Raw genomic sequence first — 23,815 nt, 5'->3', positions numbered from 1 at the left:
GTCTGATCGAAGGAGATCTCTGTGTCCGCACCACGTCATCGCGCGCTCGGCATAGCGGCCGCAGCCGCCGTCGCGCTCGCCGCGAGCTTTCTCGTCGCCGCACCTGCTCAGGGCGCTGAGCCCCTCACGATCGAGGGCGAGAGCCCCACCTCGACGAACATGACTCCCGGCGCTGCCGCGCAGACCGGCGCGAGCGGCGGATCGTCGTTGCGGCTCTACACAGCGGCCGATGCGCCCACCGGCGGATACGTCGCGACCTACGAGATCGAGGTCGACGAGGCGTCGCTCTACCGTCTCGACGCCACCACGATCCCGACCGGTGTCGACTGGGCGTCTCCTTTCCGCGTCCGGGCGAACGACGACGCGTGGCATGAGAGCCGCGACGCGCGTCAGCTCTCGACCGTCACGAACGAGCTGCGTCGCTACGAGTTCGGGACACTCGCGCTGGATGCCGGCGTCAACACCGTCGAGTTCCAGGTGACCGAGCGCCGAGTGTCGCCGAACACCAACTACGCGCTCTTCCTCGACGCCTTCACGCTCACGCCGGTCGAAGTGACTCTCGACTCGGTGACGGCCCCCGACCGCTTCGGCGTGTTCGAGCAGGGCGAGCTCGTCTCCCTCGAGGCTGCCATCAACGCCGAGGCCCCCGCTGCCGTCCCCGTGACCTGGAGCGTCACCGACTACGACGGCGCACTGGTCACTGAAGGAGAATCGACCGTCCAGACGGGCCAGAGCGCCGCGAGCATCGACCTGGGCGCCGGTCTCGACACCGGCTCGTACCGCGTGTCGGCTCACATCACCGAGGCAGACGCCTCGGTCGAGGGTGCGTTCGCGGTCTTGCCCGCATCATCGTCGCGGCCCGCCGTCGACGACAGCCCCTTCGCGGTCGACGTCTACGGGTCGAAGCTCATCGCGCAGGATGACGCCGAAGCGTTCGCCCACGTGCTCTCGCTCACCGGAGTCGACTGGATCCGCGACCGTCAACGGTGGAACGACGTCATCAACCCGGCACCGGGAACCATCGACTTCTCGGGCGAGCAGCAGCCCTGGAACTGGCTGCAGGCCGCCGATGCCGCGGGGCTCAAGACCCTCTCGTCGTTCCACGACGGCCCCGCGTGGACCCGCACGACCACGCGTGAACTGCCGCAGGACCTTCGCGACATGTACGACTTCGCGCTGGCCGCCGGCGAGCAGTACGACGGTCTGGTCGACGCCTGGCAGCTGTGGAACGAGCAGAACCGCAAGTTCGCGCTGGAGTCGGAGGGTGCAGATCGGTATGCCGCCGTCATGAAGGCGGCGGCGCTCGGATTCCTGGATTCGGGCACCGATGCTCTCCTCGTGAACGGCGGCCTCGCGGGCGTCGATCCGCACTACGCGCAGTGGCAGTTCCGCAACGGCATCCTCGACTACCTCGACGCCTACGCGTACCACACGCACACCACCGTGAACTCCTCCGCATCGGTCAATCCGCACCCCGACTTCTCGTCGCAGCTCGAGGCGGCGCGGCCGTATGGCGGCGACACCAAGGGCCGGTGGGTCACCGAGAGCGGCATCGCCCTCAACACGGCCGACGTGAACCAGCTGCCGACCGCCGCTCAAGAGACGCTGCAGGCGCGGTACATCGTCAGCTCGGCCGCCGAGTCGCTCGCTCACGGCTCGACCAAGCAGTTCTTCTTCATCGCAGCGCCGTATCGCGAGGGCGCCTCGTACTGGAGCATGTACCGCAGCCCGGACGAGCCGATGGCCGCCCTGGCGGCGCAGTCGGTGATGACCAGAGAGCTCGGCGACGGACGCTACATCGGCACGGTCGCGGACCTGCCCGCCGGCGTCTCGGCATACGTGTTCGACACGGGTGACGGCCCGACCACCGTGCTCTGGGCGGGGGACGACACCGAGGTGTCGGTGCCGATCGAGGGCACCGCCTCTCTCGTCGACCTCATGGGGCGCGATGCCGACCTCGCTTCGTCGAGTGGCACAGCGACGTTCACGGTCGGACCCGACCCGGTGTACCTCTCGGCCGCAGGATTCTCGGGCCTCGCCGAGGCGCCCACGCCCGATGACCCCGCCGCACCGATCGATGTCGCGGACTTCAGCGCGGCCGAGCGCGTCGTCATCCAGCCGATCTTCGACGCCGAGACCTCGAAGAACTCCCAGCTCTACGGCTACGGCCTCGACGCGGAGTCGACCACGGCGGTGACCGCCGAGGTCTACAACTTCAACGACACCGCGGTCACGGCGCAGGTGGTCGCGACCGCCGCGGGAGGCTGGCAGATCGCCGGGGGCGATCAGACCGTGACGATCCCCGCGGGCGGAAAGAGCGACGTGTCGCTCGAGATCAGCGCGGGCACCGACCTCCGTCAGACGATCGCCGACCTCACGCTCGTCGCCACGGTCGACGGCGAGACCTCGTCGCCCGCGGTGGCCGAGCTGCGTCCGCGCACGGCCTCGCTCGCGGTCGAGCATGTCATCGACGGTGCCGGCGACGTCGTGAGGGCCACGTACACGAACACGACGGATGCCGTGCAGCACATCTCGAACGCCTCGTGGACGTTCGGCGAAGACACCGAGACGTCGGATGCCGATGTCGATGTCGCGCCCGGCGCCACAGCGACGCTGCTCTCGACGCCTTCTCCGGCGGGAGTCGGCGAACTGGCGTACACGGCGGCACTCGAGATCGACGGGGTCGGCGAGGTGTCGGCCCAGGGCACCCTGTCGGCGCTTCCGTGGCACGACGTGCCCCGCGTGCCGCAGCGCACGATCGAGATCGACGGCGTGCGCGACGACCTGAGCGACCTGACACCCACGACGCTCACTGCACCCGGCGTGGATGGCGACAGCCTCGCCTCCCAGACCTGGTTCACGTGGGACGAGGAGAACCTATATCTCACCGCCGAGGTGACGGACGACATCCACATCCAGCCCTTCACGGGCAACGCCACCTGGCAGGCCGACGGACTGCAGTTCGCCGTCGCACCGAACTGGCCCGGCGAGACCGACCTGCGCCCGGAGATCCAGGAGCGGATCGAGTTCGGATTCGCACTCACGTCGCAGGGGCCGCAGCTGTATCGGTACGCCTCCGGATCAGTGAGCGGCCATCTCACCACGGCAGACATCGCGGCGGTCCGCGATGAGGCGACCAAGACCACGGTCTACGAAGCGGCTGTGCCGTGGGCGCTGCTCGCACCGATCAGGGTCACTCCGGCATCCGCCGCCTCGCTCTCGATCGTGGCGAACGACAGTGACGGCGACGGCACGCGCGGATGGGTGCAGTGGGGAGGCGGGATCACGACCGCGAAAGACAGCGAGCTGTTCGAACCGGTGATCTTCGCCGACGACGCGGCGGGAGAGTGACCTGCGAATGATCGAACCGTATCGCCTGCGGGTCGAGGCCCGTGTCGAGCCTCGCGAGGTCGACGTCGCGAACCCCGAGTTGTCGTGGGCGCTGCGCAGCGACACCGAACGCGCGGTCCCCGTCGGCCATCGGGTGACTCTGCGGCCGGTCGACGACACGGCCGTGCTGTGGGACAGCGGCGCTCGCCACGACTCCTCGACCCGCGTGCGGTACGACGGCCCGGCCCTGACGCCCGAGACGACATTCGTCTGGTCCGTGGAGGTCGAGGATCAGCAGGGCCAGCGGGCCGTGGCCCGCTCGCACTTCGAGACGGGGGTCGCGGACTGGTCGGGGTCCGCCTGGATCGGTCGGGATCCTGAGCCGAACGGCGCGATCGACGCGACCGACCGCGATGCCGAGCCCCCGGTGCGGCCGACCATGCGCACGAACGATCTGAAGCCGCCTCTGCAACTTCGACGCGCATTCCGCACCTCCGCCGAGCCGGTGCGCGCGCGCCTGACGGTGACCGCGCGCGGACTCGTCGTGCCGTACGTGAACGGCACGAGGGTCGGCGACGACGAGCTGCTGCCCGGATGGACGGACTATCGCACGCGCATCCAATACCGCACCTTCGACGTGACCCCGCTGCTGCACGCGGGCGAGAACATCGTCGCTGCCGAGGTCGGCGAAGGCTGGTGGTCGGGGTTCGTGGGGTTCGATCACCGTCACCACGCCCACCACTACGGCACGGCGCCGCAGCTGCTGGCACGCCTCGTGATCGACGACGTCGACGGCGCACGAACCGTGCTCGGCACCGATGAGGACTGGCGCGAGCACGAGGGCCGACGTCGATGGGCCGACCTGCTCATGGGCGAGTACATCGACAGCGCACACGGCACACCGGGATGGACGGGGCGCGGCTTCGACGACTCGGCGTGGCGAGCCGCACGCATTCTCGATGCGGACCCCGGCCCCCTGATCGGGCAGCGCGACGAGCCGGTGCGCGTCGTCGACGAGCTCGCTCCCGTGGCGATCGATCGTTCTGCGGCACGCATGATCATCGACTTCGGACAGAACCTCGTGGGGCGCCTGCGCCTGCCCGCGAGCCCGGATCACGCGCTCAGGGTGCGCCACGGTGAGGTCCTCGATGCAGACGGCGAGCTCTACACCGACAACCTCCGCTCGGCCGAGGCCACGGACCATCTGCGCACCACGACCCCGTCGGAACCGGTGTTCACCTTCCACGGCTTCCGCTATGCCGAGCTGAGCGGCGCCGACGTCGATCCCGCGCAGGTACGCGCCATGGTGCTGTCGAGCGACGTCGAGTGGACGGGCGAGGTCACCACATCGTCGCCGTTCCTCAACCGGCTCATCGACAACATCCGCTGGGGCCAGCTCGGCAACTTCGTCTCGGTGCCGACCGACTGCCCTCAGCGCGACGAGCGGCTCGGATGGACCGCCGACGTGCAGGTGTTCGCCCCGACGGCCACGCTCAACGCCGACCTGCAGGCGCTGCTGCGTCGCTGGCTCGACGACCTCGTCGCGGCCCAGCTGCCCAACGGGTCGGTGCCCGATGTGATCCCGCGCTCGCCCGGCACGACCCTGTTCGACTACGGTGCCCCGGGCTGGGGAGATGCGATCGTGCTCGTGCCGTGGACCCTCTACCGCACCTACGGAGACGTCGACGTGCTGCGGGCGATGTTCGAGCCGATGCGTCGATGGCTCGACTACGTCGCGGTGCGCAACCCCGACGGGCTGTGGCGCTCAGGTCGCGGCAACGACTACGGCGACTGGCTCTCGGTCGACGAGCACACTCCGAAAGAGGTGGTCGCGACGGCGTATCACGCGCACGCGACGGCCGTCGCGGCGCGCATCGCCGCCGTGCTCGGCGAGGATGAGGTCGAGGCTGCGCTCGAGGCACGCGCAGCGGTCGCACGCGCAGCCTTCGTCGCCGCGTTCCTCGATGAGCCCGGGCGCGTGCGGGGCGACTCTCAGACCGGATATCTCATGACCCTGGCGTGGGACCTCGCGCCCGAGGATCAGCGCGACGCGCTCTTCGCCCGTCTCGTCGAGAAGATCGAGGGCCGTGGTGCGCGTCTCACGACCGGATTCCACGGAGTGGCCCTCCTGTGCCCCACGCTGTCACGCTTCGGCCGGGCCGACCTCGCGTACGACCTGCTCTTCCAGCGCGACTTCCCGTCGTGGGGATTCTCGATCGACAACGGGGCCACGACGATCTGGGAACGGTGGGACGGGTGGACTCCGGATGCCGGCTTCCAGACTCCCGAGATGAACTCTTTCAACCACTACAGCCTCGGCTCGGTCGGTCAATGGATCTACTCGGACGTCGCGGGGATCGCTCAGGCCGCGACGTCGACGGGGTTCGACGAGGTCGTGATCGCGCCGCGCATCGACTCTCGACTCGAGTGGGTGAATGCTCGTCTGCAGACGCCCCGCGGTGAGGTCCGCACCCGCTGGGAGCGACGGGGCGACGAGATCGTCCTGTCGGTGACCCTGCCGCCCGGCGCGAGGGGTGTGGCACGGCTGGGTGGACGCGAGGTTCCCCTCGCCGGCGGAACCGGCGTTCTGAGGGTGCTCGCCGCCCGGGTGTGACGACGCAGGCGGTGCGCCCGCAGAGACGGGCGCGTGACGACCTTCTCAGGCCTGCGGCCAGTCGCTCGACAGGTGGGCCTCGACCGCGCGGCGGGCGCTCGAGGATGCGCTCGACGTGAGCGGTGGCGATAACATTATGACCGCCGACCCTCTTGATAATGTTGTCGACCGCCGCGCCTCGCCGCTCAGCGGGTCAGCCGATCAGCCCTTCGCACGCTCCCGGATGATCGCGACTCCCCCGGCAGCGACCGAGACGATTTCCTCGTGCTCCCGTCCGGTCAACAGGTCGACGCCCGACGCTTCGGCCCGCCCCTCCTCGTGGGCATGGTTGATCAGGAAGAGGTACGACGCGTCGTCCCCCACCCGGCGAACGGCTTCCATCCCGGGCGAGACCGCGGCGGCCGGGGCGATGCCGGTCTCCTCGAGCAGGTGATCGACGAGCGCTCCGAGACTCCCGGCGTCGAGGTCGACCGACAGGTAATACGCCGAGCCCGCACCGACCCGACGCTTCGTGAGAGCCGCGACGCCCGCGAGCGCCCCCTCGGTGTGACGAGCCAGCACCTCCGTCCGGGCGTCGGAGTCGGGTTCGCGCAGCCGTTCGGCCCAGTGCCGCACGGTCCACCCGTTGTCGAGACGCAGGCTCTGGTCGGCATCCAGCGGCGAGAACTCCTCGCTCGTCACGCCCAGCAGCGACCGGAACGCCCCCGGGTATCCGCCGATCCGCACCGTGTTCACCTCGTCGACGATGCCCGAGAGCCAGGTGACGAGCACGGTCCCCCCGGCCTCGACGAAGTCATGCACGGCACGGGCGTTCTCGTCGGACACGAGGAACAGCCCCGGCACGATCACGAGTCGATAGGGGTCGAGAGATGTCCAGGGAGCCACGACGTCGGTCGTGACCGCGCGAGAGAACAGCGCGTTGTGCACGGCTCGCGCGGTGTCGGCGTAGCGCAGATCGTTGCGCGGCTTCAGCCCCGACTTGAGCGCCCACCCCGCCTCGTTGTCGTGCAGGAGGGCCACGGCCGCGGGCTCGACCGTGCTCCCCTGCACCTCGGCGAGCGCGGCCAGCTGCGACCCGAGTTCGACGACGTCACGGAAGACGCGACTCTGCGGGCCGGAATGCGGGAGCATCGCGGAGTGGAACTGCTCGGTGCCCGATCGCGACGCCCGCCACTGGAAGTACATGACGCTGTCTGAGCCTCGAGCGACATGCGCGAACGCATGGCGGGCGAGCTCGCCGGGCTCCTTCGGCTGATTGATGCGGTGCCAGCTCGATGCTCCCGTGGCGTGCTCCATGAGCATCCACGGCGCACCGCCGCTGAGTCCGCGCATGCGATCGCCGCTGAAGGCGAGGTCCTGGTGGCGCAGCGGATCGGGGCCGAATGTGTAGTGGTCGTTGGCGACGACATCCATCTCCTCGGCCCAGCGCGTGTAGTCCACGACGTCGGGGCCGAGGCCCACCATGAAGTTCGTGGTCACCGGGATGCCGGGAGCGAGGCGCTGCAGCACGTCCTTCTCGGCGCGGTAGTGCGCGAGCAGCTCGTCCGACGAGAACCTCTCGTAGTCGAGCAGCTGGCCGGGGTTGTGCGCCGTCTCGCCCCACGGCGTCGTGACCTCTTCGAACGACGAGTAGGAGTTGCCCCAGAAGGCCATGCCCCACGCGGCGTTGAGCGCCTCGACCGTGCGGTACTTCGCTTCGACCCACTCGCGGAACCTGGCGTTCGACACCGGGCAGTGGCAGCGGGCGTTGCCGCCGCCGAGCTCATTGCTCACGTGCCACAGCCGCACGGCCGGGTGACCGGCGACGTGCGCGGCGAGACGTTCGACGATCCGCAGGGCGTACGAGCGGAAGACGGGCGATGACGGGCACCAGCCGAGCCGGCCACCGGGGGCGAGCGGATGCCGGTTCCTGTCCTGCGGCAGGATCTCGGGATGCAGCCGGTGCAGCCACATGGGAACCGCCGCGGTGGGCGTGGCCAGGTCGACCGCGATGCCGTTCTCGTGCAGCAGGTCGAGCATCCGGTCCAGCCACGTGAAGTCGAAGACGCCCTCGCGGGGCTCGTGCACGACCCACGAGAACACTCCGAGAGTGACGAGGTTGACCCCCGCCTCGCGCATGAGCGCCATGTCTTCGAGCACCACCTCCCACGGCCACTGCTCGGGGCTGTAGTCACCGCCGAACGACATCCCCTCGGTCGGCCACGGTGTCGATCGACGGTGCGATGCGATGCGGTCAGACACTCGCCGTCTCCCGATCCGCCGACTCCCACGACTGCGTGTAGTGGTTGAAGCACACCGTGTTGTCGAGCGTCGAACGGTCGGTCGCCACTTCTCCCGACACCACCTTGCCGATCTTCTCGGGATCGGGGGCTGCGACGGCGAGCAGGCGCGTATACGCGTGCTGCGGGTTCAGGATCACGTCGTCCGCGGGCCCGCGTTCCACGATGCGTCCCCGGTACAGCACGAGGATCTCGTCGGAGAAATGCCGCGCGGTCGCGAGGTCGTGCGTGATGTAGAGCAGCGCCAGGTCGTCTTCACGCTGCAGTCGGCCCAGCAGGTTGAGCACGCCGAGCCTGATCGACACGTCGAGCATCGAGACGGGCTCGTCGGCGATGAGCACCTCGGCACCCGGCGCCAGCGCCCGAGCGATCGCGACGCGCTGGCGCTGGCCGCCCGACAACTCGTGGGGTCGGCGGGCGGCGACCTCGTCTGCGGGATGCAGGTTGACCCGCTCGAGCATCGACACGACCTTGTCGTGCACCGCGCGGGCGCTGCGGTCGGCGTGATGGATCCGGATCGGGCGCGCGATGTGGTGCTCGATCGTGTGGAAGGGGTTGAGCGAGGCGAACGGGTCCTGGAACACCATCTGCACGTGCTGTCGGTAGAGCGACCGCGGCACGGGCGTGCCATCGTCGCGCGTCACGTCGATGCGCCCGGACGTCGGCTTCTCGAGACGCGAGAGGATCCTGGCGATCGTGGACTTGCCCGACCCCGACTCGCCCACGAGCGCGACGGTGCGGCCCGGCACCAGCTCGAACGAGACCCGGTCGACCGCCCGGAAGGCGGTGCGGCCGAATCCCTTCTTGATCGTGAAGTCCTTCGTCAGCTCGGACACGCGGATGCTGGTCATCGGTACTCCCCCTGCCCTTCGTCGTCTCCCGTTCGGATGAACCCTCCGCGTGAGCCGCTGAGGCTCGGGAACGACGAGAGCAGCTGCCTCGTGTACTCGTGCTCGGGCTCGCGGTAGATGCGCTCGGCCGTTCCGAGCTCGACGATCTCGCCGCGCAGCATGATCGCGATGCGGTCGCTGATCTCCAGGAGCAGCGGAAGGTCGTGCGTGATGAAGATGACCGCGAAGTCGAGCTCATCCCGCAACCGCACGATCTCTCGCAGGATGTCGCGCTGCACCACGACGTCGAGAGCCGTGGTGGGCTCGTCCATGATCATGACCTGCGGCTCGAGCAGCATCGCCATGGCGATCATGACCCTCTGCCTCATGCCGCCGGAGAGTTCGTGCGGATACGACTGCAGGCGCGCACGGTCGACGCCGACGCGCTCGAGCACATCCCCCGCCCGTTCGACGCGCTGCCTCTTCGACAGTTCGGGGCGGTGGGTCATCAGCACGTCGCACAGCTGGGCCTTGATCGTCGTGACGGGATTGAGAGCGTTCATCGCGCCCTGGAAGACCATCGACAGCTTGGTCCAGCGGAAGGCGCGGAGTTCGTCCTCCTTGAGCGCCATCAGATCGAGATCCGAGCCGTCGCGGTCATGGAACGTGATGGTTCCGGAGGCGATGCGCGCCGGCGGCCTGTGCAGTCGGTTGATCGCATACGCGAGCGTCGTCTTGCCGCATCCGGATTCCCCCGCGAGGCCGAGGATCTCGCCGGGGGCGAGCGAGAGGCTCGCGTGCTTCACCGCCGTCACGGGCGTCTCGACCTCGTAGACGACCGAGAGGTCTTCGATGCTGATCACCGCCGAGCGCTCGGAACGGCGCGGGGGAGCTTCGGTGAGTGTCATGCCAGTGCCTTTCTCTCGCGGGCCGCGAGGGCGCGCTCTTCACGCGCCGCGATGCGTGCGCGGCGGCGGTGCAGGCGCACGTTCTTGAGCTTGGGGTTGATGATCTCGTCGATCGAGAAGTTGACGAGCGACAATCCCATGCCGAACAGGGCGATGATGAGCCCCGGCGGCACGAACCACCACCAGGCGCCGAGCGACAGGGCGAACCCGTTCTGCGCGTAGAACAGCATCGTCCCGAGAGTCGACGAGTTCGAGGCGCCGAGGCCGAGGAACGAGAGCCCCGCCTCACCGAGGATCGCGGCGATCACCGCGAACACGAACTGCGAGGCGAGCACGGGCAGCAGATTCGGGAGGATCTCGACGGCGATCACTCGCCCTGCCCTCTCTCCCGCGACCCGGGATGCGGCGACGTAGTCGCGGTTGCGGATCGAGAGCGTCTGGGCGCGCAGCACTCGGCTGGACGCTGCCCATCCGGTGATCGCGAGCACCACGGCGATGGTCCAGAGACCGCGCTGCTCCTGAGGCACGAAGCCCGAGATCACGATCACGAGCGGAAGACCCGGGATCACGAGGAACACGTTCGAGAACAGCGAGAACGCCTCGTCGGCGAAGCCGCCGATGTACGCGCCCAGGATGCCGAAGAACGCGGAGAGGATGGTGGCCAGAACGCCGACGATCAGGCCGATCTGCAGTGAACCGGCCGTCGCGTAGGCGAGCTGCGCGAACACGTCCTGTCCCGTCTGCGTGGTGCCGAGGATGTGCTCGGCACTCGGGGGCTGCAGGCCCGTATCCCGGATGGTGGTCGGATCCTGCACGAAGAGCGGGCCGAGGACGCCGAAGAGCGTGATGCCGCCGATGAGGATCAGACCGAAGGCGAGCCACGGGGTCATCGTGGGGAGCATCATCCGCCAGGCGGAGCGCGGCGGCTTGCCGCGCTCCGCCTGGGCGGTGGCGAGCGTCATCGTCGAGTCGGCGACGCTGGGCTCGGTCCGTGGTGAGAGGTTCGTCATTCGCCGGATCCTTCCGAGAGGTGGCGCGGGGATGCGGTGCGCGCGGCGTCTGCGGAGATCGCCCGGCGCCTCATGCGTTCACCCGCGTGCGGGGATCGATCAGGCCGTAGAACAGGTCGACGATCAGGTTGGCGCCGAGCACGGCGAGGGTGATGAACAGGAACAGGCCCTGCATCAGCGCGTAGTCGTTGTTCGTCACCGCCGAGAGCAGTTTCGAGCCGATGCCGGGATACGAGAACACCTGCTCGGTGACGATGGAGCCCGACACGACGAAGCCCAGAGAGATCGCGAACCCCGCGATCGAGGGCAGCACGGCGTTGCGGGCCGCGTAGTGACGGAGGATGCGCCCGGGCGTGAGCCCCTTCGCCTGCGCCGTGACGATGTAGTCCTCCGACAGGGTCGACACCATCATGTTGCGCATGCCGAGCAGCCATCCGCCGACCGACGCGATGACGATCGTGAGCGCCGGCAGGAACCCGTACTGGATCGCGGAGGCGATGAACTCCCAGCTGAATCCGGGGTCGAGCACCACGTCGTAGCCGCCCTGCGACGGGAACATCTTGAGCGTCGAGGCGAAGAAGTAGACCAGGATCAGCGCCAGCCAGAAGTACGGCACGGCGGCGAGCAGGGTCGTGGCCGGCACCAGGGAGTCCAGCCACGTGCCGGGCTTCCATCCGACGATCGCACCGAGGGTGACGCCGATCACCGCGGCGAGCACGGTCGCCACGCCGACGAGCACGATCGTCCACGGCAGCGAGGTGCTGATGACCTCGGTCACCGGGGTGGGGAAATAGCTCACCGAGACGCCGAGGTCGCCCCGGAACACGTTGACGAGGTAGTTCCCGTACTGCAGCAGCAGCGGCTGGTCGGAATCGCCGCCGAGAAGGAGCTCGTAGGCATCGCGAGTGGCAGGAGTGACGATTCCGCCCCTCTGCTGCAGCTTCGCGAGCAGGATGTCGACCGGATTCCCGGGCAGCAGCCGGGGGATGAGGAAGTTCAGGGTCAGTGCGGCCCACAGGGCCACGAGATAGAACCCCAGCTTTCGAACGACGTAGTTCACGGCGTCCGCCCTCCTTCCGGCCCGACGGGCCCCTTCTCGACGACGATCACGATCACTCCCCCGTCGGCTTCAGGGCCTTGAAGATCTGCGCGTTGTCCGGCGACGCCCAGATCGCGGGGAACGCGTAGAGGTCGTCGAGGGTCGGCCAGCCCGTGAACTTGTCGGCGTGGAACTCGCTCGTCGTGCCACCGGTCAGGACCGGGATGTACGGCATCGAGGTCACGATCTCCGCCTGGATGATGTCGAACTGGGCCTGACGCGCCGCGGTGTCCTCGGGGTCGGTGGCCTTGAGCACGGCGAGCGCGGCGTCGACGGCCGGGTCGCTGAAGCGGGCGACGTTCTGCGGCGCGACCTCACCCACGGGTGCCGTGAACTCCGTGTTGAAGTACTTGTCGTACAGGTAATAGGGGTCGGATGCCGCGCCCTGGCCGAGCGAGTCGATCGCCAGCTGGTACGTGCCCTTGCCCTTCTTGTCGGTCCATTCGTTCCACGAGGACTGCGACACCTTCAGCTCGATGCCCGCGGCCTTGAGCTGCTGGGCCATCGTGTCGATCGCCGTGATGTAGTCGGTCCATCCGGTCACCACCTCGACCGTCAGCGCGAGCTTCTCGCCCTCGCGGGCGTAGATCCCGTCCGTGCCCTTCTCCCACCCGGCGGCCTCGAGGATCTCGGCGGCCCCCTCGGGGTCGGCCGTGTTGGGCGCGACAGGCTCGGCGACGGAGGCGGAGATCAGATCCTTCTGCGTCGTGGTGAGCGCGAGCGTCGGAGAGATCTCGCTGGCGGTGTTCTGGAACGCGAGAGAGTTGATCTGATCGCGGTTGAGTGCCGCGTAGATCGCCTGCCGCACCGCGGGGTCGGTCTGCGGCCCTGCGCAGCCGAGATCCGCGTTCGAGCACGTGAGCAGAGCCACCTGGTTCTGCGGGATGGTGATCGCGTCATAGCCGGGGTAGGTGGTCGACACGTTCTGGATGTCGGGCACGGGGCCCGTCTGCCAGTCGATCGTGCCGGCCTTCAGCGCATCGGCCCCGGCGGTGTTGCCCGACAGAGACAGGTACCGCACGGCCTTCACGGCCGGCTCGCCGTCCCAGTAGTCCGGGTTGGATTCCAGCGTGAACGCCTGCGGCTTGAAGTTGCTCAGGGTGTAGGGCCCCGTGCCGACCGGCTCGGCCATGACGTCGGTCGTCGGGTCGATGCCCGACCAGATGTGCTCGGGCACGATCGGCGTGCGCCCGAGCAGCGTCGGCGCGCTCACGAATGCCGGGTAGTCCCACGTGAACACGACCTGCGTGTCGTCGACCGCCTCGACCGCACCGTCGAACCCGCCGTTGTTCAGAGACGGGGTGTCGAGCATCATCTGGAACGTGAATGCCACGTCGTCGGCGGTGAAGGGCTCGCCGTCCGACCAGGTGACGCCCTCGCGCACCGTCACGGTCAGCTGGGTGCCGTCGTCGTTCCAGGCGTACTCGGTGCCGAGCAGCGGCACGTAGGGGTCGTTGTTCACGTTCGTGACGAAGAAGAGCGACTCGTAGATCGTGCCGATACCGCCGATCTGCGAGGGCGAGTACGGATTGAAGTTGATCTGATAGTCGCCGGACTGGCCGGTGTACGCGACGAGGGTGTCGGCGCTCGACGACGACGACGAACCTCCCCCTGCGGGTGAGCATCCCGACAGCAGGAGAGCGGCGGTCGCCGCAGCCGCGGCACCCGTGATCCAGAGCCGTCTCGACGGTCGTGCATCGTTCTTTCTGCGGAACATCATTGGTCCTTTCTCAGGCGCTTCCGCTGAGAGCTGTCGGCGCCGACTGTGTGATCGTGAGGGGGGAATCTCACCTACCGGCCCCATTGTTACTTAGCTAAACTATGTCCGTCAAGCGTTTTCCGAGAAGCACTCCGAGCGCACCCAGCCGCGAAAGGGCACCATGACAGACCTCGCACCTCCCCCCGCGCACAGCACTGACGCTGCGCGCTCATCCACCGCCACGCGGTTCGCCCATCTGCGTCGCGACGGCGTGTCACTGCTGGTCGAGCATCCGACCGGCGGCGCGCACGACGACCAGGCGCCGGCCCTCCCGCACGTGCTGTTCTGGGGCGCCGACCTCGGCCCGCAGTCCGACGCCGAACTTATCGACATCGCTGCGGCGGTCAGCCGACAGCACTCGTCGGGCGCCCTCGACGCGGCGTGGCAGGCGTCGATCCTGCCGGTCGACCGCGACGGTTGGGCGGGCCGCCCCGGGCTCGCGGTCTCTCGCGGAGGACTCTCCGTGCACCCGCGATGGGATCGGGTCGACAGCATCGCCGACGACGACGCGCACGAGCTCACGATCATCGCTGACGACCTGCGCAACGGCATGCGCCTCACCACGAGCATCGCGCTGCAGGCCGGAGGCGTCGTCACGGTCGACCACGCGCTCACCTCGACCGGCGAGAACGAGAGCGCCTCCGCCGACACCGACGGCTCCGGAGCGACCGGCGGCCTCTCGATCGGGTGGCTCGAAGCGACGCTGCCGACCCCGAAGGCCGTCGACCGACTCACCACGTTCTCCGGCCGGTGGACGCGTGAGAAGGTTCCGCACACCTCCGAGATCCCGCGCGGATCGACGGTGCGGCAGACCCGACGTGGGCGGGGCGGACACGATTCGCCGATGCTCTACATCGTCTCGATCGACCCGCCGCGCGACCGCGACGGCGAACTCTGGGGTGTGCACCTGGGGTGGAGCGCCGACGTCACGTACCGCAACGACCGGCTGCCCGACTCGGTCGACGTCATCGGCGCCGGAGAGCTGCTGCGCGCGGGTGAGGTCACTCTGCGCAGCGGCGAGACCTACGCCACCCCCACCGCGTACTTCGCCTGGTCGGGGGCGGGCCTGGACGGGCTCTCCGAACGCTTCCACCGATTCCAGCGGGCGCGTCCGCAGCATCCGATCCGGCCGCGCCCCCTGGTGCTGAACACCTGGGAGGCCGTGTACTTCGATCACGATCCGGCGTTCCTGCGCACACTCGCCGACCGCGCGGCATACGTCGGCGTCGAGCGCTTCGTGCTCGACGACGGCTGGTTCCTCGGCCGACGTCACGACCGGAGCGGCCTGGGAGACTGGCTCGTCGATCGCACCGTGTGGCCCGACGGCCTCGCGCCTCTCGCCGACCACGTGCACGAGCTCGGCATGGAGTTCGGGCTCTGGTTCGAGCCCGAGATGATCAATCTCGACTCCGACCTCGCGCGTGAACATCCCGAGTGGCTGCTGCACCCGGCCGATCACCTTCCGACCCCTGCGCGGCTCTCGTGGCGATCGCAGTACGTGCTCGACATCGCACGACCCGAGGTCTACGCGCACATCATCGGCCGCATCGACGCGCTCGTGACCGAGCTCGGCATCGACTTCATCAAGTGGGACCACAATCGCGATCTCGTCGAGGCCGAGCACGCCGGCGCACCCGGCACGCACGCGCAGACGCTCGCGATGTACCGGATGATCGAGGAGCTGAAGTCACGGCATCCCGGCCTCGAGATCGAGTCCTGCTCCTCGGGCGGGGCGCGCAGCGACCTCGGCGTGCTCCAGGTCGCCGACCGGGTGTGGGCGAGCGACTCGAACGACCCCGTCGAACGGCAGGACATCCAGCGGTGGACCCAGCTGCTGCTCGCCCCCGAACTGGTGGGAGGACACGTCGGCCCGACGACCGCTCACTCCTCGGGCCGCACGACCTCGCTCGCCTTCCGTCTCGCGACGAGCCTGATGGGGTCCGCGGGCTTCGAATGGAACATCGCCGAGTGCACTCCCGACGAGGTCGAGGTGCTGCGTCGATGGGCCGCGCTGTACAAGGAGCTGCGGTCGGTGATCCACACCGGCACCGCGGTGCACGCCGACGTGCGCGACCCTGCATTGCGGGTCGTCGGCGCCGTGAGCACCGACCGCGCGGAGGCGGTCTTCACGATCGCGAGCGTCGCGACGCTCGAGGACTCCCTGCCCGAACGCATCCGCCTGCACGGGCTCGACCCCGAGGGCCGGTATCGCCTCAGGGTGCGCGACGAGATCGGCGCCGCGCCGCATGGCTTCGCGACCCCCGAGTGGCTCCAGTCCGCGGGCGTGACCCTGTCGGGTGCGGTCCTCGCCACCGTCGGCCTGCAGATCCCGCCCTTCTGGCCCGCGCAGGCGGTCGTGCTGCATCTCGTGCGCGACTGACAGAGCGATGCCCGGTCGGCCGCTTCTCGCGACCGACCGGGCATTGCTGTCTGCGAGTCTCGGTTACGCCGCGGCGCCTTCCGACACCTCGTCGAGGGCGGCGCGTCCGCGCTGCAGGGCGTTGCCGCTCTGCAGGATCGCGGGGTCCTTCAGCGCCGCCGGATCGCCGGAACCCCCGCCGACGACCCTGAACACCGCGGTCTCCCCGGCGAGCAGCGTGACGAGCCCTCGATCGACGGTCGCATCGACCGAGTACCGGTCGACGAGAAGTGTGAGGTCGCGCACATAGGCCCGCGCGGTGACCTGCACGAGCGTCACGCCCGGCTCGCCCTCGCTCGCGCGCACCTCGACGTCGACCGCATCCGGCTGCAACCGCTGATCGACCAGCTCGACCGGATTGTGCACCGCCGTCGCGAATCCCTCGAGACGCGCGATCAGGATCTCGCGGGCGGCATCCTCGAAGTCCGTGAGCTCCGGCGCGAGCGGCACGGTCGTCTCGCCGCGGGCCGCGAGCGACTGCGCCTGCACCGACTCGACCAGCACCCGGCCGTCGAACGTCGTGCGCTGCAGGGTGATCTCGCCCTGCCACGGTTCGTCGGTGTCGTTGAGCACCACGAGCGCGAGCCCGGACTCCCGCGGCTGGAAGGTCGCCAGACGCGGCTCGTAGACGTCGCGCAGCGCGAACCAGAGGGGCTTGCGGCGCTCGGCGAAGTCGACCGCCGCCCACGACACGACCGGCCAGCTGTCGTTCAGCTGCCAGACGATCACCCCGGTGTTGCGCGGCGAGAGCGAACGGAAGTGCTCGATGCCGAAGCGCACAGCAGCGGCCTGGTTCAGCTGCGTGGCCCAGTGCCACTCCTCGATCGAGCGGGGCTCGGGCAGGTGACCCGCCATCCCCCGTTCGAGCTTGAGGTTGCCGTCGGCCGCCTTCTGATGCACCAGCATCTGCTGCGCGTACGGTTCGAGCGGCTCGTCGTGCACGGCGTCGACCAGCGTCGTCCACGCCGGCGGGCCCTGGAACCCGAACTCCGATGCGAAGCGCGGACGGTGGCGCCGGTACTCCGAGTAGTCGAGGGTGTTCCACACATCCCAGATGTGCATGGTGCCGTGGGATTCGTCGTTGGGATGCCGCTCTTCGTCGAACGAGTACGGGCTGGCCGGAGAGTAGAAACGCGTGGGGTCGAGCTCGGCCACGAGCGAAGGCAGCAGCGAGAGGTAGTACCCGAGACCCCAGGTGCGGCCGTCGAGCGGTTCCTTCCAGCCCCAGTCCTCATGTCCCCAGATGTTCTCGTTGTTCCCGTTCCAGATCACCAGCGAGGGATGCGGGCTGAGCCGCACGATCGCCTGCCTGGCCTCGGCCTCGACCTCGTCGGCCAGCCACGCCTCCTCGGCGTACGCGGCGCATGCGAACAGGAAGTCCTGCCAGACCAGGATGCCGAGTTCGTCGCATGCGGCGTAGAAGTCATCGGACTCGTAGATGCCACCGCCCCACACCCGGAGCAGATTCATGTTGGCCTCGGCGGCGTCGACCACGCGACGCCGATAGCGGTCGGCGTCGATCTCGGTGACGAACGCATGATCGGGGATCCAGTTCGCCCCGCGCACCTGGATGGCCTTGTCATTCACGAACAGGGCGAACGGCCGGCCCTCGGCATCCGGCGCCGTGTCGACCCGCACGGTGCGGAACCCGACCCGTGACTCCCAGTGATCCACAGCCTCGCCGGCACGCTCGACCGCCACCGCGACCGGGTAGAGCGGCTGCGCTCCGTGGCCGGTGGGCCACCACACCTGCACGTCGACGACCCGCGCGGTCAGGAGCGCGGACGTCGTCCCGTGCGACACCTCGGCCGTGGCCGTCTCGCCGCCCACGTCGACGGTGACCCGCACCGGCTCCGAGGCCGCGCCCGCTGCCCACTCCAGCTCGACATGCGCGTCGAGCACGCCATCGATCCCGCCGTCGTGGCGCGCGAGGTCGACGAGCGGCCTGACCGCGGCGATCCGCACCCCCGACCAGCTGTCGAGACCGATCGGTCGCCAGATGCCGCTGGTGGCGACGTCGATCCCCCAGTCCCAGCCGAAGTTGAACGCCGCCTTGCGCAGCGCGTTGTAGGGGTGGTGGTTCACATGGGGGCGCGGGCCGTGCTCGGCGCTGCGCGACTCGGCTTCATCGACCGGTGCACGGAACGTGATCGCGAGTGTGTTGGCCCCCTCGCGCAGGTGCGGTCCGATCTCGAATCGGTAGCTGCGGTGCTGGTTCTGGGTCGTGGCGATCGCTCGGCCGTTCACCGCGATCTCCGCGACGGTGTCGAGGCCGTCGGCGACAAGATCATGACGGTCGGACCCGTCGTCGTGCCACTCGAACTCGGTCTCGTAGCGCCACACGGTGCTGCCGATCCATTGCTGCGACGATTCGTTGTCGCCGTCGAACGGCGCAGCGATGAGTCCCGCCGAGTGGAGGTCGGTGTGCGCGCAGCCCGGAACGGCCGCGGGGATCGCTCTGTCGGCGACCTCCGCGGGGATCGGGCCGGCGACGGCGGTGAGGGTCCAGTTGTCGTGGAGTGGTCGAAGCGCCATGAGCATCCTTGCCTTGAGGTACTTTATTACTTAAGTTTACAAAGTCAGCCCAGTATAGCCCGGCGGTATGATCCGGGGTGTCGATGAACCGAAAGCAGGACAGGTGACCGAGCACGATGCGGGCGCGAAGAAGCGCACCTGGCCCCACCTGACGGGCGTCGAGCGGGGAGCGCTGCGCGAGCTGCTGATCCACGGCCCACTCCCCCGGGCAGAGATGGCACGGCGACTGCACGTCTCGCGAGCCAGCATGACGCGGGCCACCCGCATCCTGGTCGAGCAGTCGCTGATCGCCGAAGACGAGATCACCCTCCGCGGGGCGATGGGCCGTCCCAGCGAGATGCTCGCGGTCAACCACGACGAGCACCACCTGCTGGGCGTCAAGCTCACGGGCGATGCCGTGTTCGCCGTGGTGACCACCCTCGGTGCGCGGATGGTCGCCTCCGTCGAGGAGCCGCTGGTGTCGAACTCGGTGGCCGACACGGTCGACCAGATCGTGAGGATCCATGCCCGATTCGCCGAGGACTACCCCGACATCCATGCCGCGGGGATCTGTCTGGCGGGCGACCTCGCGACCGTCGACGGGCAGCAGATCGTCGTCGCCTCCTTCTTCCTCCGCTGGCGTGACGTCCCTCTCGCCGCGCTGCTGAGTGAGCGCATGGGCATCCCGGTGACCGCCGACAACGACGTGCGTGCTCTGACCGCCGCGGAGCACTGGTTCGGGGCGGGCGCGGGCTGCGACTCCCTGGCGTTGGTCACCGTGGGGGCGGGGATCGGCTTCGGCCTCGTGATCGACGGCCGCGTCGTGACCGGGCACAACGGCCGCGCCGGCCAGCTCGACCACCTGCTGGTCGACACCACGGGGCCCGAGTGCGGGCTCGGCCATCACGGCTGCGCGAGCGCCTATCTGCCCAGCGCGTGCATCGTGCAGGCGATCCGCGACGCCGGAGGCGGCACCGACGATCTCGACTACGAGGGTGCGGTCCGGCGCGCCCACGAGGGAGATCCGATCGCGCTGCAGGCATTCGACGACGCCGCACGCGCTCTCGGGATCATCATCGGAACCATCGTGAGCGGACTCGACCCCGAGAAGATCGTGCTGACCGGCGACGGCCTGGCCGTGATGGAGCTGCAGGGCGAACGCGTCATGCAGACGATCGACGCCGCACGGCTGCCGAGCACGCTCCCTGTTCCGCTCGACGTGCAGCCGTTCGAGTTCACGGAGTGGGCGCGCGCCGGCGCGGTGCTCGCCATCCGCAGCCTGCTGCGCTTCTGACCCGCAGCGGCACTCGTCGCCGAGCGATCGGCACGGCGCGCTCATGTCACGCGCGTCGACTCCGATCGGAGGGGCCGTAGAGCTCGCCGACCGGGATCGCCACGTCGAGCACGTTCCCGGGCTGCGCGAGAGGGCAGGCCCAGGCGGGATCGTAGGCGCACGACGGGTTGTACGCGAAGTTGAAGTCGAGCACGATCGTGCCGCGCTCGGCATCCGACCCGAGGTCGGCGCCCTTGATCGTGTCGATCAGGTACCGGCCGCCGCCGTATGTTCCGCCCGGCCGCCCCGCGAGGGAGTCGCGGAAGGGGACGAAGAGTCCTCCTCCGTACGTGGTCAATCGCCAGACGTCGAGCGAACCCGCCTCCGGGATCTCGACCCGTCCCACCCGTTCGAACGGGACGACGCCGTCGGTGCCCGTCGCGAAGTCGAAACCACCCGGCTCGGCGTCGAGGACCGGCAGCTCGAAGCGCCAGGAGGCGTCGTACGAGGAGATCGGCAACCCTTCGAAGAGCAGCCGGTCGTCGGGCAGCAGCGGTGTGGCCGGATGGTGCAGCATCAGCTCGTCGCGTTCGATGCGCCAGAGTTCGTGCGCCTCTTCGGGCGAGTCGGAATCACGCACCGCCGAATAGAGGGCGAAGACGCGACGGCGCCAGTCTGCGACCTCGAGGGCCGTGCGGGCTGCGGGGTTCATGTGGCCAGGCTACGCCGACCCGTCACTCACACGGCGCGCCACTCGCTCGCCGGGGTCAACGGCACGAGAGAGGGACGTTCGACCGTGGTCGACACCGTCACGCGGGCGCCGGAGCGCGCGGAGGCCGAGAGCGCCGACATGATCTCGAGCACGTGCAGCGCCATCGCGCCGTCGGCGCGTCCTGCGCCGTTCACGAAGTCGATCAGCCCGATGCCGCGGCCGGAATCCTCGTAACCGGCCGAGGGGTCGAGCACGCGCCACTCCCCCTCACGCGGATGCAGGCGCACCTCGCCGGCGAAGCCGTTGGGGTCGGGAACGCCGAGCGACCCCTCGACTCCGTGCACCTCGATGGGCGCTGCGGTCGAGCGCACGCCGTCGAAGCTCATCGTCACGGTCGAGATCGCACCGGATCCGTGATGCAGGATGCCGGTGAGGTGCGTGTCGACCTCGACCGGGATGCTCTCGCCTGCCCGGGGTCCCGAGCCGATCACGCGTTCATCGCGCGACCGCGATGCCGCCCCGGAGACCGCGATCACGGGTCCGAGCAGCTGCACGAGTGCCGTGACGTAGTAGGGACCCATGTCGAGCAGCGGCCCCCCGCCCTCGCGGTAGTAGAAGTCCGGGTGCGGGTGCCACGCTTCGTGACCCGCCGACACCCACATCGCCGAGGCGGAGGTGGGCGTGCCGATCAGGCCGTGGTCGATCGCGGCGCGGGCGGTCTGCAGTCCGGTGCCGAGCACGGTATCCGGCGCCCCTCCGACGCGCACTCCGGCGGCCGTCGCGGCATCCATCACCGCTGCGGCCTCGGCGAACGTCGCCGCGAGCGGCTTCTCGCCGTAGACCGCCTTTCCGTGTGCGATCGCGGCGAGCGCGACCTCGGCGTGCGCGGCGGGGATCGTCAGGTTCAGCACGACATCGACATCTGCTGCGGCGACGAGCTCTGCGGTGGTCAGTGCCCGGCAGCCGGGGATGCGCTCGGCGGCGGATCGCGCCCTCTCGAGGTCGAGGTCGGCGACCGCCACGATGCGCACGGCCGGCGCCGAGAGCAGAGTCGTGAGGTACTGCTCCGAGATCACGCCGAGTCCGACGATGCCGACGCCGATCACCGCGCCGCCCACAGCATCCCCCGCTCGATCACCGTGCGCACCGAGCTGTGCTGCAGTACGTCGAGGCTGTGGCCCGGAGTCGAGACGAAGACCCGCCCCTTCCCCCAGTCGCGGGTCCAGATCGCGGGCGACACGATCGGTCGATGCCACGGGTGATACGGCTGCACCGGATGCGTGGTCGTCGCGAGCACGTCGATCAGGTCGTCGTGCAGCACCCAGTACTGCTCGGTGACGAGGGTGAAGTCGTCGATGCCACGAGTGATCTCATGCGTCTGCCCGAGATCCGTGATCTCGACCGCGTGCTCCAGATAGTTGTCGGTCTGATCGCCCACGACCTCATCGGGATGCTTGGAGGGATGCGTGGCGAACTGGCCGCCCACGAGCTGCAGGTAGTCGGAGCTCGCCCGGAACGAGTCGGCGATGCCGCCGTGCCAGCCGGCGAGTCCCGTGCCGGCGACGACCGCATCGCGGAGGCCGCGCACGGCCGCGTCCGAGCACTGCGACATCGTGACCGACTGCACGACGAGGTCGACCTCTGCCATGCGCGACGCGTCGGCGTAGATCTCCGGATCCGATTCGACGGCGACGTCGAAGCCGTTCTCCCGCAGGAAGGGGAGGAACAGCTCGGTCGCCTCGACGGGGTGGTGTCCGTCCCAGCCGCCGCGGACGACGAGAGCGGTGCGTGTCATCAGGATTCTCCTTCTTCGGAATCGGTGTCGGCGTCTGATCCCGTGCCCACGGGAGTCAGGATGCTGTCGCGCTGCGCGCTGGATTCGACCGCCGCGAGCACTCTCTGCACCTGCGTCGCCTCGGCGAATCCCGGAGACACCGGGTGGTCGCCGGCCACGGCCCGCACGAAATCGACCGCCTGGTGGGTGAAGAGGTGCTCGTAGCCGAGCCCGTGGCCTGCGGGCCACCAGGCACCGGCGTACGGATGCCGGGCCTCGGTGACCTGCACACGCCGGAACCCCTGCGCGGCGTCGTCGGCGACGTCGTACACCTCGAGCTCGTTCATGCGCTCGAAGTCGAACGCGACCGATCCTCTGTCGCCATTGATCTCGATGCGATTGGCATTGCGTCGGCCCGTGGCCATGCGCGTCGCCTCGAACACTCCGAGCGCACCGCCGTCGAAGCGGGCGGTGAACGCCGCGGCATCGTCGACCGTCACGGGTAGGCGATCCGACGCATCTGCCGCGCTGCCCCCGAGTCCCTCGACGCTCGAGCGCCGGGGTCGCGAATCGACGAAGGTGCGCAGGGTGGCCGAGACCGCCGAGATCCGCTGGCCCGCGAGCCACTGCGCCGTGTCGATGCTGTGCGCTCCGATGTCGCCCAGAGCGCCGGACCCCGCTCGCTCGCGGTCGAGGCGCCAGGTATGCGGAGAATCGGGGTCGCTCAGCCAGTCCTGCAGGTACTGCGCACGCACGTGACGGATCTCTCCGATGCGTCCGTCGGCGATCAGCTGCCGCGCGAGGGCGAGTGCAGGTGTGCGCCGATAGCTGAAGCCGCACATCGCCACGGCACCCGAGCGTTCGAACGCGTCACGGGCCGCCGCCGTCATCCGCTGGGCCTCGGCGACAGTGTTGGCGAGCGGCTTCTCGCACAGCACGTGCTTGCCCGCCGCGAGCGCGGCGAGCGCGATCTCCTCGTGCGTGTCCCCCGGCGTGCAGATGTCGATCACGTCGATGTCGTCGCGTTCGACGGCTGCGCGCCAGTCGAGCGAGTGGTCCGACCAGCCCCATCGCGCGGCAGCATCCCTCGTCGCTTCTTCTCGGCGTCCGATGATGAGCGCGAGCCTCGGTTCTCTCGGCAGATCGAAGAACCGCGGTGCGGTGTTCCATGCCTGCGAGTGCATGCGCCCCATGAAGCCCGTGCCGATCATCGCGATCCGCAGCGGTGGTGTCGTCGTCGTCATCTCACCCTCCTGACATCGACGATGCCACCCGCTCCGAACGACGTCGAGAA

15 protein-coding genes are annotated in these 23,815 nt (G+C 69.1%); 4 read left to right on the top strand and 11 right to left on the bottom strand.

The annotated features are described in order from the left end of the window. The first annotated feature begins 21 nt into the window (after nt 1-21). Both AC3WS6_RS04980 and AC3WS6_RS04975 read left to right on the top strand, forming a co-directional pair. Entirely contained in the window at nt 22-3,351 is a 3,330-nt protein-coding gene (locus AC3WS6_RS04980; protein ID WP_492499961.1) for a sugar-binding protein, read from the top strand. Nucleotides 3,352-3,358: 7 nt separating this feature from the next. Next, a complete protein-coding gene (locus tag AC3WS6_RS04975) occupies nt 3,359-5,944 on the top strand; it encodes an alpha-L-rhamnosidase (protein ID WP_492499960.1) in 2,586 nt (861 codons plus the stop codon). A gap of 201 nt (nt 5,945-6,145) precedes the next feature. Here AC3WS6_RS04975 and AC3WS6_RS04970 read toward each other — a convergent pair whose 3' ends face one another. The 6 genes from AC3WS6_RS04970 to AC3WS6_RS04945 all read right to left on the bottom strand — a co-directional run bounded on the left by AC3WS6_RS04970 (nt 6,146) and on the right by AC3WS6_RS04945 (nt 13,790). Then, nucleotides 6,146-8,185: a beta-galactosidase gene (locus tag AC3WS6_RS04970; protein ID WP_492499959.1), complete on the bottom strand. Its 2,040-nt coding sequence runs from the start codon at nt 8,183-8,185 to the stop codon at nt 6,146-6,148. Next, nucleotides 8,178-9,074 (bottom strand): ABC transporter ATP-binding protein, encoded by an 897-nt coding sequence (locus AC3WS6_RS04965; protein ID WP_492499958.1) that lies wholly within the window; start codon nt 9,072-9,074, stop codon nt 8,178-8,180. Before AC3WS6_RS04965 ends, AC3WS6_RS04970 begins: the two co-directional genes overlap by 8 nt. Next, a complete protein-coding gene (locus tag AC3WS6_RS04960) occupies nt 9,071-9,961 on the bottom strand; it encodes an ABC transporter ATP-binding protein (protein ID WP_492499957.1) in 891 nt (296 codons plus the stop codon). Before AC3WS6_RS04960 ends, AC3WS6_RS04965 begins: the two co-directional genes overlap by 4 nt. Then, on the bottom strand, nt 9,958-10,971 hold the full coding sequence (locus tag AC3WS6_RS04955; protein WP_492499956.1) for an ABC transporter permease: 1,014 nt from the start codon (nt 10,969-10,971) through the stop codon (nt 9,958-9,960). The genes AC3WS6_RS04960 and AC3WS6_RS04955 overlap by 4 nt, the downstream gene beginning before the upstream one ends. Nucleotides 10,972-11,041: 70 nt before the next feature. Then, nucleotides 11,042-12,031 (bottom strand): ABC transporter permease, encoded by a 990-nt coding sequence (locus AC3WS6_RS04950; protein ID WP_492499955.1) that lies wholly within the window; start codon nt 12,029-12,031, stop codon nt 11,042-11,044. 52 nt (nt 12,032-12,083) lie between these two features. Continuing rightward, nucleotides 12,084-13,790 (bottom strand): ABC transporter substrate-binding protein, encoded by a 1,707-nt coding sequence (locus AC3WS6_RS04945; protein WP_492499954.1) that lies wholly within the window; start codon nt 13,788-13,790, stop codon nt 12,084-12,086. 160 nt (nt 13,791-13,950) lie between these two features. Between AC3WS6_RS04945 and AC3WS6_RS04940 the strand changes: the two genes are divergently transcribed. After that, entirely contained in the window at nt 13,951-16,209 is a 2,259-nt protein-coding gene (locus AC3WS6_RS04940) for an alpha-galactosidase (RefSeq protein WP_492499953.1), read from the top strand. 63 nt (nt 16,210-16,272) lie between these two features. Here the strand turns inward: AC3WS6_RS04940 and AC3WS6_RS04935 are convergent, their stop codons facing one another. Next, nucleotides 16,273-18,783: a glycoside hydrolase family 2 protein gene (locus AC3WS6_RS04935; protein WP_492499952.1), complete on the bottom strand. Its 2,511-nt coding sequence runs from the start codon at nt 18,781-18,783 to the stop codon at nt 16,273-16,275. Nucleotides 18,784-18,886: 103 nt separating this feature from the next. On the opposite strand from AC3WS6_RS04935, the gene AC3WS6_RS04930 reads away from it, so the two are divergent. Continuing rightward, nucleotides 18,887-20,056 (top strand): ROK family protein, encoded by a 1,170-nt coding sequence (locus AC3WS6_RS04930; protein ID WP_492499951.1) that lies wholly within the window; start codon nt 18,887-18,889, stop codon nt 20,054-20,056. A gap of 46 nt (nt 20,057-20,102) precedes the next feature. Here AC3WS6_RS04930 and AC3WS6_RS04925 read toward each other — a convergent pair whose 3' ends face one another. The 4 genes from AC3WS6_RS04925 to AC3WS6_RS04910 are packed head-to-tail and all read right to left on the bottom strand — an operon-like array spanning nt 20,103 to nt 23,765. Beyond that, entirely contained in the window at nt 20,103-20,747 is a 645-nt protein-coding gene (locus AC3WS6_RS04925; protein ID WP_492499950.1) for a DUF1684 domain-containing protein, read from the bottom strand. Between the two features lie 26 nt (nt 20,748-20,773). Continuing rightward, nucleotides 20,774-21,865 carry a Gfo/Idh/MocA family protein gene (locus tag AC3WS6_RS04920; protein WP_492499949.1) on the bottom strand — a complete coding sequence of 364 codons (1,092 nt, stop codon included), beginning with the start codon at nt 21,863-21,865 and terminating at the stop codon, nt 20,774-20,776. Continuing rightward, nucleotides 21,850-22,542, bottom strand: a complete 693-nt coding sequence (locus AC3WS6_RS04915; protein WP_492499948.1) for a ThuA domain-containing protein — start codon at nt 22,540-22,542, stop codon at nt 21,850-21,852. Before AC3WS6_RS04915 ends, AC3WS6_RS04920 begins: the two co-directional genes overlap by 16 nt. Beyond that, a complete protein-coding gene (locus AC3WS6_RS04910; RefSeq protein ID WP_492499947.1) occupies nt 22,542-23,765 on the bottom strand; it encodes a Gfo/Idh/MocA family protein in 1,224 nt (407 codons plus the stop codon). Before AC3WS6_RS04910 ends, AC3WS6_RS04915 begins: the two co-directional genes overlap by 1 nt. Nucleotides 23,766-23,815 lie beyond the last annotated feature (50 nt).

It is taken from the genome of Microbacterium sp. EB106-03-03-XG65 (assembly GCF_058791955.1).
This window is presented reverse-complemented; position numbering and strand designations above follow the sequence as displayed.